At 61.5% G+C, this 12,416-nt stretch carries 8 protein-coding genes; 4 read left to right on the top strand and 4 right to left on the bottom strand.

Features of this window, described 5'->3' with window-relative positions:
- Positions 1-215: 215 nt before the first annotated feature.
- From JFU47_RS02305 to JFU47_RS02320, 4 genes are all read left to right on the top strand, one after another.
- On the top strand, positions 216-3,038 hold the full coding sequence (locus tag JFU47_RS02305) for an ATP-binding protein (RefSeq protein WP_201180550.1): 2,823 nt from the start codon (positions 216-218) through the stop codon (positions 3,036-3,038).
- Positions 3,035-4,234, top strand: a complete 1,200-nt coding sequence (locus JFU47_RS02310) for an EAL domain-containing response regulator (RefSeq protein WP_201180470.1) — start codon at positions 3,035-3,037, stop codon at positions 4,232-4,234. Before JFU47_RS02305 ends, JFU47_RS02310 begins: the two co-directional genes overlap by 4 nt.
- Positions 4,235-4,358: 124 nt before the next feature.
- On the top strand, positions 4,359-7,259 hold the full coding sequence (locus tag JFU47_RS02315; RefSeq protein WP_201180471.1) for an ATP-binding protein: 2,901 nt from the start codon (positions 4,359-4,361) through the stop codon (positions 7,257-7,259).
- A gap of 25 nt (positions 7,260-7,284) precedes the next feature.
- A complete protein-coding gene (locus tag JFU47_RS02320; protein ID WP_201180472.1) occupies positions 7,285-7,932 on the top strand; it encodes a response regulator in 648 nt (215 codons plus the stop codon).
- Here JFU47_RS02320 and JFU47_RS02325 read toward each other — a convergent pair whose 3' ends face one another.
- Genes JFU47_RS02325 through JFU47_RS02340 form a run of 4 tightly spaced genes read right to left on the bottom strand, consistent with a single transcriptional unit; the run spans position 7,933 to position 12,386 of the window.
- Positions 7,933-8,421 carry a fimbrial protein gene (locus JFU47_RS02325; RefSeq protein ID WP_201180473.1) on the bottom strand — a complete coding sequence of 163 codons (489 nt, stop codon included), beginning with the start codon at positions 8,419-8,421 and terminating at the stop codon, positions 7,933-7,935.
- Positions 8,418-8,885, bottom strand: a complete 468-nt coding sequence (locus JFU47_RS02330) for a fimbrial protein (RefSeq protein ID WP_201180474.1) — start codon at positions 8,883-8,885, stop codon at positions 8,418-8,420. Before JFU47_RS02330 ends, JFU47_RS02325 begins: the two co-directional genes overlap by 4 nt.
- Positions 8,886-8,895: 10 nt before the next feature.
- Positions 8,896-9,807, bottom strand: coding sequence for a fimbrial protein (locus JFU47_RS02335; protein WP_201180475.1), 912 nt, complete (start codon positions 9,805-9,807; stop codon positions 8,896-8,898).
- On the bottom strand, positions 9,804-12,386 hold the full coding sequence (locus tag JFU47_RS02340) for a fimbria/pilus outer membrane usher protein (RefSeq protein WP_201180476.1): 2,583 nt from the start codon (positions 12,384-12,386) through the stop codon (positions 9,804-9,806). The genes JFU47_RS02335 and JFU47_RS02340 overlap by 4 nt, the downstream gene beginning before the upstream one ends.
- Positions 12,387-12,416: the final 30 nt, after the last annotated feature.

Here is a 12,416-nt window from a genome sequence, read left to right on the forward strand (position 1 = left end):
GCGAGATTTTATTTCGCGACCCCTTTTTATTTTGTGGCGTTTTTACCCCTACAAAATGGCTAGCTCTCGGTGGAATCAACAGCTCAAAGGGGGCAGAAACTCTGCTCAAGGTTCGCCCCTTTTGGCAGCAGCCTTCACCACAGGCTCACCGGCATCCCGCCTTTTTGAGATCCGTCTTATTCACCTACCGCCTCGCCACGCTTAACTTCTCGGCGATGAAACTCAAACATTTCCTGCAACCGCTCGACTCCTCCTTCTCCACGCCTAAGGCCGCCAGAAAACTGTTGCGTCTGTTCGCTCTAGCGTTGGTGCTTGGCGTTTACGTGGGCGCCTACAGTTACCTGCGGGCAGCGTTTAATGAGGAGATTTCGCTGCGGCGTAGTTATATGAATGAGGCGATTTCCGATGCGCAGAGTTTTTTTGTCAGTCGCCAGACGTTGCTGAAGAGCTTGGGCTTGTCGACGGTGCGTCATGTCACGGCGCCGGTGGGCAATTTCAACGAAGTGCCGGCCGAGGAGGTGCATATCACCCTGGGCGAGGCGGGCAATATCTGGAGCCTGTGGCTGACCAAGCGCATGCTCGATTACCTGGAGGTCAATCAGGTCAATCTGATTTACGTGGCCCAGCGTGCCAAGCCTGTGGTGGAACGCCTGTTTACCGTAGGCATTGCCCCCGCGAATGTACCGGAGCCGGTATTGCGGCGGTTGATGGCGGTGGACACCGGCAAGGTTTCGGTCAGCGATGAGTTGTGGCTGACCGAGCAGAACCGCCTGGATTCGCCGCTGTACATCTTCACCCGCCTCGACGACCGTAGCCCCACCTCGGGTTGGCTCGGGTTGGAGGTGGACGGGCCGGACCTGATCAATGCCTTGCAGCATGAAAAAGCCGGCGACTTCATGTTGCTCGACGGCTCAGGCCAGCTGATTTTCAGCAGCTCGCCGCATCAACCCGCCGCTGTGCAGGTGCTGCGTCAGTATCATTCCACGGCCAGTTTCGGTTGGGAGGGCAGTCGTTGGTTGCCGGACCGATTGGCTATTCGAAAGCACCTCGGTTATTCCCAATGGCAGATCGTCTACAGCCTGGAGTTGCGTTCACTGTTGCCCAGTCTGGCCTTGCCGTTGCTGGTGTGCCTGATGCTGTGCGTATTGGCGAGCCTGGTGATGGTGCGGCTGGTGCGGCGCATCGATCAGCGGTTGATTATCCCGGCGGCCAATCGCATCGAAGCGCTGGTGGAGAGTGAGGCGTTCAGCAGCGCGGTGATTCGCATCGCCCCGGTGGCCTTGTGTGTACTGCGTCGCAGCGATGGCGAGGTGGTGCTGGAAAACCCCTTGTCTCGCCAATGGCTGGGCAACGGTCAGGAGCGCCAGCAGTTGTGCCACGGCTGGATTCGCCGCGCCTTCCATGAGTCCGAGCAAGGCAGTACCGACGAGCTGCAAACGGCCGACGGCCGCCACCTGTACCTGAGTTTCGCGCCAACCCGTTACCAGCGTGAAGATGTGTTGATCTGCGCCTTCAGTGATATCACCGAGCGCAAACAGGTGGAGTTGGCGTTGCAGCAGGCGCGCACTCTGGCGGACGCGGCGAATGAGGCCAAGACCCTGTTCCTGGCGACTATGAGCCATGAAATCCGCACGCCGCTGTATGGCGTGCTGGGTACTCTGGAATTGCTGGCGCGCACCGACCTCAACAGCCAGCAGCGCGGCTACCTGAATGCCATCGAAGGCTCGTCGGCGAGTTTGCTGCAAATGATCTGTGATGTGTTGGATGTGTCGAAAATCGAGGCTGGGCAACTGTCCCTCGAGTTCAGCACTTTTTCGCCGATTGAGTTGGTGCAGAAGGTGATCCAAGGCTACGCTGGCGCCGCCCAAAGCAAGGGCCTGCAGTTGTTTGCCTGCCTGGACCCGCAACTGCCCGACCGCGTGCGCGGGGATGCCACGCGCATCCGTCAGATCCTCAATAACCTGCTGAACAACGCGCTGAAATTCACCGAGAGCGGCCGGATTGTGTTGCGCCTGCGCCTGGAAAGCCGTGAAGGAGAGCGCGCCATGTTGCAGTGGCAGGTGGTCGATACCGGCAAGGGCATTGCCGAGGAGGACCAGCAGTATCTGTTCGAGCCGTTCTTCCAGGCCAGTGGCAATGCCAATGTTGTCGCCGGCACCGGCCTTGGGTTGTCGATCTGCAAGCGCCTGATGCACTTGATGAACGGCACGTTGCGGGTGGTCAGCGAGCCGGGCCTGGGCAGCAGTTTTTCCTTCACTTTGCCACTGGAGCAAGTCAGTGACGACGGCAATGACCCTTGGGCCCAACCACTGCTGGGGGAGCGGGTCTATGTTGTGTCGCCGGTGCGGGAGCTGGCGGAAAGTGTCGGCGGCTGGTTGCGCCGCTGGGGCGCTCGGGCGCAACTCGGCGCGCCGGAGTCCGCCGAGGCCGACCCCGGCGCGGTTCTGGTAGAGTTTTATCCCGGCCCGACCGAGCCCGGCCAGTTGATGCGTTGGTCAGGGCCGCGGGTCCGGGCCGCCGTCGATGAACATGGCGCCTATAAAGGGCCCGGTGCGTGCTGGCAGATCGGCCTGAACAACTTGCAGGCCCTCAATCGTGCGGTCAGCCGCGCCCAGGGGGGCGAAGAGCAACTGTCGCCCAGGAACAGCGAGAAACCCACCGAGTTCAGCCTCAACCTGCGTCTGCTGGTGGCCGAAGACAACCTGATCAACCAGTTGATCCTGCGCGACCAACTGGAAGAGCTCGGCTGCACCGTGGTGCTGGCCGGCGATGGCGTTGAGGCCCTTTCACTGTGGGACGACACCGTGTTCGACATGATCCTCACCGACGTCAACATGCCGCGCATGAATGGTTACGAACTCACCGAACAACTACGCCGTCTGGGTTGCTCGCTGCCGATCATCGGCGCCACAGCCAACGCGATGCTCGACGAAGCCGAGCGTTGCCTGAGCGCGGGCATGGATCATTGTCTGGTCAAACCCTTTACCCTGCGGGCCCTCTATCAGTGCTTGCATCGCTATCAGAGGAGGGTGCTTTGAGTGCCTATCGCGTGCTCATTGTGGAGGACCATCCTTTTCAGCATGAGTACCTGATCAACGTCTTCCAGGCCATTGGCGGCTTTGACGTCGACGTGGTTTGGGATGGCGTCACCGCATTGCAACGCCTGGCCCGACAGCGCTACGACCTGTTGCTCAGCGATTTGATGATGCCGGGGATGGACGGCGTGCAACTGATCCAGCAATTGGCCCGAATGCAGGCGCCGCCGGCACTGGCGCTGATGAGCGTGGCGTCGCGGCGCATGCTGGTGGGCGCCGGGCAGGTAGCGGGGAATCTGGGGCTGATCGTCGCAGGGCTGATCTCCAAGCCGGTGCGCGAACCCGAGGTGCGCACTCTGCGCGATTGCCTGGACAAACTGGCCGAGCAGGCGCGCACGCCGTGTTGCCATCGGGGTGTCAGCCATGCCCGGGAAAACCTGGTGCACGCCTTGGCCAACGGTGAGGTCCAGGCCTGGTTCCAACCCAAGAAATCCCTGCACGACGGGCGGATCGTCGGCGCTGAAGCCCTGGCGCGCTGGGTGCACCCGGTGGAAGGGTTATTGATGCCAGGGGAGTTCCTCGGTGAGATCGAGCGCCAGGGCCTAGAAACCCAGTTGCTGACCTGCATCCTTGCCCAGGCCCTCACCGCGCAGGCCCATTGGGCGCAGCTTGGTTACAGGCTGCCGGTGTCGATCAACCTGCCCACGCATTTACTCGACCAGTGCGACCTGGTTGACCGCCTGCTAGCCCAGGTGCAGAGCAGCGACGCCGAACCCCGGCAAATCACCTTCGAATTGCTGGAAAGCTCCACCACACTGTTGCCCAGTAACTACTTCGCTGGAGCATGCCGCTTGCGCATGATGGGCTTTGGGCTGGCGCAGGATGATTTCGGCAAGGGATTCAGTTCCTACTTTAATCTGGTGTCCACGCCGTTCAATGAGGTCAAGATTGACCGCTCACTGGTGCATGGGTGTGCTGAGAACGAGAGCCTGGCGTCGGCCTTGCAGAGCATTGTCGAACTGGGCCGTAAACTCGGGCTGACCACCATCGCCGAGGGGGCCGAGACCCAGGCGGAGCTGGCTGTCTTGCGGCGCATTCGATGCGATCAGGTACAAGGCTTCCTGATCTCCCAAGCCGTGGCGGTGGATAAATTCAGTGCGTTGTTGATAGAGGATGGCCCTACGCCAGCACTTATGTAAACTGCCAGGGTCACACAGTCATGAAGCCCAAAGGAAGGGTCGCCCGGTCAGTCGGGCGTTATTGGCCAATGCCGGGATCAAGCATAGGCCCCACGTCCTGATACAGGCTTCTGCGGTACTGACGATGAAACATGCAAGTCTGCGCTTGGATAAGCTGGCGCAAAGCTCCCAACGCCTGAACAAAGCCCTGTTATTACTGACGGGATTCGCCTTGTTGCTGTCCAGCAGTTGCTACTGGGCGGTGTCGCGGTTGCTCGAAGCCGAACAAGAAAAAGTCGAGTTTCACTTCGCCCGGGTAGTGGAGATCATCCATGAGCATGAGGCGTTCCTGCGTAATGTGGCCACCGGCTACAGCCGCAGCAACGCGCCGCCGCTGCCAGCAGTGCAGTCGACTTCTGTGGTGGAGTTGCAGCGCGATGCCGGTCAGGTGGTATTGCAGGCCAAGGGGTTCGCCTTATCGCTGCCGTTCACTTTGTCCCACGCTGAGACTTTCTCGGCGGATGACACGCGGCGGGCGCTGGCGTTTGGCGTGCAACTGACCGACTACTATGGCAGCTTCTGGTCCAGTTCGTTTTACGCCTCACCGCAGTTGTTCGTGTCTACCCCCAATAATGTCTCCAGCCTGGCCGTGCCTGGCATTGGCGGGTTGCGCCAGCACCAGCCGTTGTCGCGCGAGCAATACCGCGAGGTGGTGAGCCGTTTGCATCAACTGCAGCAGAGCCAGAGTACGCTGCTCAATGACAGACGCGTGCGCTGGATGCGCGCGCCGTTGCAGCTGTATCACAACAGTCGCAGTGTGGTTGCGATGATCGGCCTCGATGCGCCCGCCGCCGTACTGCCGGCCAATCAGCCCCAAGGCCTGCTGACTTTGGCGGCCGTGGTAGACACGTCCCAGGTCGATGAATTCGAGCGGGTGCTTCAACTGTCGGTCTACAACCAGTTCACCCTGATCTCGCCCCAGGGCGACGTGTTGCTAGGCAGCCTCGGCGATGAACATATGGTGCCCCTGGGCTTGAGCTTCAGCAGCCAGGGCTTGCGGTTCAAGATGGTCAGCGAGGGCGGTGAGCACTGGACGGGCTTGTACGCCATCAGCTACCAAGACTTTCTGCGCTACGCCAAATGGCCGCTGTTAGGCTTGGGCCTGACGTTTCTTGCGGCCGTGCTGCTGGGCTGGTGGATCAACCATTGGTACAAGACGCGTATCGTCAGCCCGGCCCAGCGAGCCCAGGAGCGCCTGTTCGAGAGCGAAGCGTTCAACCGCATCATGCTGCACAACGCCCCGGCGGGTCTGTGCGTGGTGCGTCGCAGCGACCGCCAGTTGCTCCTGGAAAACCAGCGCGCCCTGCAACTGCGCGGCACCGCGCCATTGCTGGAGGTGTTGAAAGCCAACGATGGCCCGGACACACCCGGCGAAATGTGCCTGGCGGTAGAGGGGCGCTACCTGCAGGTTGTGGTGGTGGCCGCGCGCTACGAGGGCGAAGACGTATTTCTCTGCGGCTGTAACGACATCACCCGGCATGTGGACGAAACCCTGCTTTTGAACCAGGCCCGCCATGAAGCCACCGCCGCCAACGAGGCCAAGACGGTGTTCCTGGCGACCATGAGCCATGAGATCCGCACACCCTTGTATGGCGTGCTGGGCAACCTGGAACTGATGGCCCTGACCGATATGAGCGAACGCCAGCGCCAGTACCTGGAAGTTATCCAAGGCTCCTCCACCGTTCTGTTCCAACTGATCAGCAACGTGCTGGATGTGTCGAAAATCGAGTCCGGGCAAATGGCCGTGGAAGCGGCGGCGTTCAACCCGGGCCAGTTGGTGGAAGAGTCGGTGCTGGTGTTTACCGCGACGGCGCGCAACAAAGGCTTGCAGATCGATGCCGAAATTGACCCGCAACTACCGCCGCGACTGCTTGGCGATGCCGGTCGGATCCGGCAGATCTTGCATAACCTGTTGGGTAACGCCATCAAGTTCACTGATTCCGGGCGGGTGCGTTTGCGCTTGACGGTGCAACAGTTGCTTGAGGATGAAGTCGCCTTGCAATGGCAGGTCACCGACACTGGCGTGGGCATTCCGGAAAAGGCTCTGGACCAGTTGTTCAAGCCTTTTTATCAGGTGACGGGCGGCCAGGACGGCAATGGCGCGGGCCTGGGCTTGTCTATCTGCTCGCGGTTGAGTGAACTGATGGGCGGCAGCATGCGCGTGGTCAGTGAGCCTGGGTTGGGCAGCAGCTTTTCGCTGTTCATCACCTTGCCGGTGCTCAAGGAGACCCCGTCATCAGCCGCGCAACCGTCGATGCCACTGTGTACTGATGCACCTTGTTTGAACGTGCGCGTGCTGGTGGCCGAAGACAACCCGGTCAGCCAGGCGGTGCTGCAAGAGCAGCTCGAAGCCCTGGGGGCTCACCCTACCGTGGCGCGGGACGGCGAGCACGCCTTGCAAATCTGGGGCTCCCAGCCGTTCGACCTAGTGATCACCGATATCAATATGCCGCGGCTCAATGGCTACGACTTGGCCCGCGCCTTGCGCGAACAAGGCGTGCAGGTGCCGATTATCGGGGTAACCGCCAATGCCCTGCGTGAGGAGGGCGAGCGTTGTCTGGCGGTGGGCATGAACGCGTGGGTGGTCAAGCCGCTGAGCTTGAGCATGCTGCGCCAGGCGTTGATGGCGCACTGTCGGCGGGCGACTGCCTTGTCGGTTGCGCAGCCGGATCGGGACCGCGAAGGCTGGATCGAGTTATCCCCGGCCATGCGCCAATTGATGGGCGACACCTTGCTGGTCGACGTCCAGCAGATCGAACAAGGTCTGGCTGCCGCCGATGCCACGCTGGTCCGCCAGCGCCTGCACTGCCTCAATGGCGCGCTGGCCAGCGTGCACGCCGGGGCGCTGTCCAACGCTTGCCAGGAGTGGGAGAGCACCCTGTGCGAAGGCCCACTGGATACGCACGCCACCACACAGATCCGGGTGTTGTGTTCACGGTTGACGGCGGTGGCGCAATGCTTACTGGCAGAGTCATCCACTCGATGAATGTCCACTACAAGAAAGGTAAAAAATGCGAGAAATAAACGTCGTCATCGCCGATGACCACCCCATCGTGCTGGTGGGCGTGCGGGAAATCGTCCAGCGCGATTCGCGCTATAGCCTGGTGGGCGAGGCAGTCAGCTCCAGCCAACTGATCGAACAGTTGCGCATTCATCGGCCGCAAGTCTTGATCACCGATTTCAACATGCCGGGTGACGATACCTACGGCGATGGCTTGAAGCTGATCGAATACATCCTGCGGCACTTCCCCGAGACCCAGGTGCTGGTGCTGACCATGATCTCCAACACCCTGATCCTCACCCGCTTGCAGGAGTTGGGCGTGGCGGGGGTGATCCAGAAAAACCACCTGCATGGCGAAATCGAAAAAGCCTTGAGCGCCATCAGTGCCCAGCGCAGTTACCAGGGGCCGGAGCCTGTGGCGACGTCGGTGGTGGGCAACCCGTATCAGGTACAGGAGCGTTTCCAGAGCCTGTCGCCCCGGGAGATGGAAGTGCTGCGTTTGTTTGTCACGGGGATGAGCGTCAGCGATATCGCGCGGCAACTGAGCCGCAGCAACAAGACCGTCAGCGCGCAAAAGATCTCGGCCATGCGCAAGTTGGATGTCGACAGTGACCAGGCCTTGCTGACCTATTGCATCGAGACCAGGCAGTTCCAGTAGTCAGCGGTAGGTCATCTGCATCAACAGCGTCGCGCTGTAGCTGCCTGCTTCGGGCAGTTCACCCAGTGACACGGGCTTGACCCGCAGGGTCAGTTCCAGCGGTCCTTCTTCCACCGGCCAGGTGCCGGTTTCCCCCAGGCTGAAATCTGCCTTGGCGCTTTTATTCAACAGGCTCAGACGCAGCCTCAGGGCAGGGCGATTGGTGAGCAGGGTCTGACTATCGGCGCTGCCCAAGCCCGCCGAGAGTGTAAGGGTCACTCGGCTGCCGGCGTTGCAATCGAAGATCAACGGCACATCGGTGGCGGCGACGTTGTCATCCTGCAGTTGGTTGAGGTTGGCCTCACCCAATTTCACCTGCTGTGAAGTCGGAAAGCGCGGCGTGCAGGGCGGGGCGATCAGCTTGCCGTTGATGTCGATCTTCGCCTCATCCGCCGGTTGCGCGACCGCCGCACTGGCCACGGTCATCAGTATCCAAAGCAGCGCTTTCATAGGTAATTGATGGTCATGACCATCGACGAAGTGAACGCTCCCGGCGTCAGTGCACCGCGAGCGACCAACTGAGCCCTGAGGCTGATATCGACGTTGCCGCTGAGGTTGTTGTAGGCCTTGGTGCTGCCGTTGAAATTCGCCGCCGAGTTGTCGTCCCATAGCAGCGACACGCCGAGGTTGTCGGCCGTGGTTTTGGCCACGGTGGCGGTGTGCGTGCCATTGTTGGAGGTGAAGCTGACGTTCAGCGAAGAACCTGCCGGGCAGACTAAAACTACCGGCACAAGCGCCGTGCCGGTGGTGGCCACCTGGTCGATGCGTACATCGCCGAACTCGGCGATCAGGTTGGTGTTGGTACTCATTACACAAGGCGGGCGTGTGAGGGTGCCACGCACGGTGATATTCACCGTGTCGGCGGCCTGGGCGGTGGCGCTGAGCAGCGCCAGGGCGAGCAGTGACGTTTTCATGGCAAAGGCCTCAACGGTAATCGATGGTCAGGGTGTATTGGCTCTGGAACGCACCAGCGGGCGACTGCCCTGCCTCAAGTTGCGGGGTGAACCCAAGAATCAGGCTGTTACTGCCCTGGCGCAGTTGCAGGGTGCGCGGACTATTGAGGGGCACAGGCGTATTGTTGTCATCCCAGCGCGCTTGCATGTTCAGGCCTGCCAGGGTGGTGCGCGACACGCCGGTGCTGGCGCTGACCACCGCCTGGCTTGGCGACAGGGTGGCGGTGGCTTGTACGGAGGCCGGACAGTTGACCGAGACCGTGGTCGATTGCTTCTGGTTGCTGAGGTCGGCGCTGCTGATGGTGCCGAAGGACAGGTTTACGCTGCTGGGCGAACTCAGGGTGCAGGCAGGGTTGTAAACGGTGTAGTTAAAGGGCATCTCCAGAAACCACTGGGCCCAGGCCAAGTAGTTGAGGGAGGTCACTCCCAGTTGCACCAGCGTCTGCCGCGTACCTGTTGTTCTGGGCGCCGTGCCTACCAGGTTGTAGCGGTATCGAACCACCGTATTGATGGGTAATCTCTGGCACGTGCCCCCCAGGCAGGTACCGCTGTATTGGCCCAGCGGGAGCACGGGTACATAGGTCCAGCTCGAGGGGTCTACAAAGAGCAGAGTGGCGTGGTTGGAACCTGACAGGTAAGTGATGTTTGTGTTCACCCCGGCGGCGAAGGGAAAGGCACGGCGAATCGTACAAGTACCGCTGAACTCGACACTGATCGCTTCACCTGGTTGGAAACGGTAGCCGAAGGTCGGGTAGCCCGGCGTCGAGCAATCGAGGTTGCCGCCGATCAACGCCTGTGCGTGCTGTGGCATGCAGCACAACACCCCGCACAGCAGCGCGAGGCTAAGCCGCACGCGCACCTCATCGATTATGTTCACGATCATGATTGCGAATCCTTGGCACCCGACCCACCGGCCGCGCGCTCACATTGAATATTCATTTGAGTGATCCCGCCCTCGGTGGAGCTGTCGTCTTCCAGTTTCAATTCGCGGCTGCACCACGGCTGCCCATCCACGCTGATCAACAAACGCGACTGCGGCGGCACGCCGGTCAGGTAGGCCCGACCCTTGTCGGCCACCAGGGTGCTGCCCAGGGAGCGGTCATCCGGCGCGAACAGTTCGGCCTTGGCGGCAAAAGGCGCCGCTTCGCCGCGTGCGTCGCTGATGCGAAACAGAATGCGTTTACCGCGCCGGGTGTCGAAATCCGCCAGCACAAAGGCGCCTCGATTGGGCGTGACTTCCTGCACCAGCTGCGCGATGTCGACGTCATCGGGCATCGATTGGGTATCCAGCGATACGCGGTTCTTGCGGTAGGGCAGGGCGGACGGCACCACCGTGTAACCCTTTGCATTGGTGCGCACCCCACGCTTGTTGCTGATGCCCACGTCTGGTGCGCCAGGGGTGGCGACGATCACGTTGGTTTCGCCCAGGGGTTGGCTGAATATCAGGTTGCTGCCGTAGGCCACCACCGAACCCTCGATGCCCAGGTCCAACTGCCGATTGCCGGTGGACTCGTTATAGGCGCCGTGCACGATGGCGTTGGGCGCGTCATAGCGTGCGGCGAAGGTGCCGCCCACTACGTGATCGTTGGCGTTGACCTGCTGCGACACGCCTGCGCTATAGGCCAGAGTGTCGTCTTCAAACGCATTGCCGCTGAGGGTGGCGGTGCGCGACGCCGAACCGCGGGCGCTTTGGCTGCCGTTGACCGACACGCGCTGGTTGCGCGTACCGCCCAGGGGCATGCTGATGCTCAGGGACAAGGTGCGATTGTCGGCGTCAGCACCTTTGTTCAAGCCCAGTCCCAAGGAATAGGAAATACTCCCGGAACTCAGGGTGTAGCCCAGCTGGATCGAGGTGTCGGCCTTGCTCTTGTCCCAGTAGGCGGTTTTCGACACGTTGGCGTACACGCCGCCGTAGCCGCCAAGTTGCTGGGACACGTTGGCGGTGAAGTTGCTCTTCATATGGCTGCTGCGGTACGTCTCCAGGGACTGCTCGGTGCTGCGGCTGCTGAGCGCCTCGTTGAACGAGTAGTAGCCGCCGGTGGAATAGCGGTAGCCGATCAGGCTGAAGTTGGTGTCGGTGGCCGCCAGGGATTTGGAATAGCGAAAGCGAAACGACTGGCCACTGGCGGTGGATTTTTCGTGGCCCATCGCTTCGCTGCGAGCGTGGGTCACATCCACCGAAATCGCGCCGAAGCCGGCGAAGTCATGGGCAAACCCCAGCAGGCCGGCGTTGTATTGATCACTGAGCAGACTGCCGCCGAACAGCGTGGTGCCACCGGCCAAGCCACGGCGCAGGGAGGCCTGAATAAAGGTCGGGGTGTCCTGCTGCTGAGTCGACTGCGCGGGCCGGTACCGACCGGCGAACACCGAATAGCTCTGCTGCCCCTCGCGCAACATGTAGGGTACCGACGAGAACGACTGGGTGTAGACCTGGCGCTGGCCGTCTGGGCTTTCCACCGTGACTTCGATATCGCCGTTGCTGGCGGTGGGGTACAGATCGGTCAGGGCAAACGGTCCCGACGGCACCCACTGCTCATGGATCACATAGCCGCGCTGGCGGATGATCACCCGCGAGCGGCCATTGGCGATGCCGCGAATCACCGGCGCAAACTCACGGGCCTGGTCCGGCAACATGTCCAGGTCCGAGGCGATGCCCAGCCCGCGATAGGGAATAGCATCGAACAGGTCGCCTTCGGTGGTGGCGTCGCCCAGCGTCGCAATCGCCATCATGTTGCCCATGTCGCGCTGAGCATAGGTTTCCAACGACTCCCAGCGCCCGGTGTTGCCCGTGCCTTTCTGCCAGGTGGAAAAGTTGCGTAGGCGCCAGGCACCGGCATTCACGCCGCTGCGCAAGCTGCCGAACTGATCCTGGCGTCGGCCTGTATCGGACTCCACCGTACTGCCAGAAAACGCATAGTTGGTGAACGCCACCTGTTCGCCTTCGCTCCACTGCCGGCGCCGCACTTCAAACGCAATGCTGCCCAGGTAAGCCTGAGGAATTTCGATCGCCAGCACCTGGCGGTTAAAGTCGTAGTCGTAGCTCACCCCGGCCAACCCCTGGTCGAACGCAAGGCAAGTGGTATCGGCGTCGGTGCGGTTTTGCAGGGCGCTGTCGGCCACCCCTTGGGCGCGGAAAAACTCGGCATCCAGGCACGGGAAAAGACCGGTGGCGGAACGGTCTGCCGTGCCGGTGGCGCGAATAAAGCGCACATCCCGTTGCTCGACGAAACGCTGGTTGACCGACACCTCCACCCGGTAAATCCCCGGCAACTGGCCTTCGCTCATGGCGCTGACCTGTTGTTTCACTGCAGCCGAACTCTGCCCGCCGCCGATCTCCAGGAACGACGCATCGAACTGGTAACCGGCCTGTGCGGGTGCCAGGTGCAAGGCCACGGCAGCAGCAAGCGGGCAGCCGAAGGCCTTCACGGCGCGACGGCGTGTGAGTGGGCGTGAACGGGACATGGGCGTTCCTGGACGGGATCTCTTGGGGTA

This window comes from Pseudomonas sp. TH39(2020), from assembly GCF_016650715.1.
In the GTDB taxonomy this organism is placed as follows: domain Bacteria; phylum Pseudomonadota; class Gammaproteobacteria; order Pseudomonadales; family Pseudomonadaceae; genus Aquipseudomonas; species Aquipseudomonas mandelii_C.

Excerpts from the sequence above, each read along its gene's own strand:
- JFU47_RS02305 (WP_201180550.1), top strand. The coding sequence starts at position 216 with ATGAAACTCAAACATTTCCTGCAACCGCTCGACTCCTCCTTCTCCACG.
- JFU47_RS02315 (WP_201180471.1), top strand. The coding sequence starts at position 4,359 with ATGAAACATGCAAGTCTGCGCTTGGATAAGCTGGCGCAAAGCTCCCAA.
- JFU47_RS02320 (WP_201180472.1), top strand. The coding sequence starts at position 7,285 with ATGCGAGAAATAAACGTCGTCATCGCCGATGACCACCCCATCGTGCTG.
- JFU47_RS02325 (WP_201180473.1), bottom strand. The coding sequence starts at position 8,421 with ATGAAAGCGCTGCTTTGGATACTGATGACCGTGGCCAGTGCGGCGGTC.
- JFU47_RS02330 (WP_201180474.1), bottom strand. The coding sequence starts at position 8,885 with ATGAAAACGTCACTGCTCGCCCTGGCGCTGCTCAGCGCCACCGCCCAG.
- JFU47_RS02335 (WP_201180475.1), bottom strand. The coding sequence starts at position 9,807 with ATGATCGTGAACATAATCGATGAGGTGCGCGTGCGGCTTAGCCTCGCG.
- JFU47_RS02340 (WP_201180476.1), bottom strand. The coding sequence starts at position 12,386 with ATGTCCCGTTCACGCCCACTCACACGCCGTCGCGCCGTGAAGGCCTTC.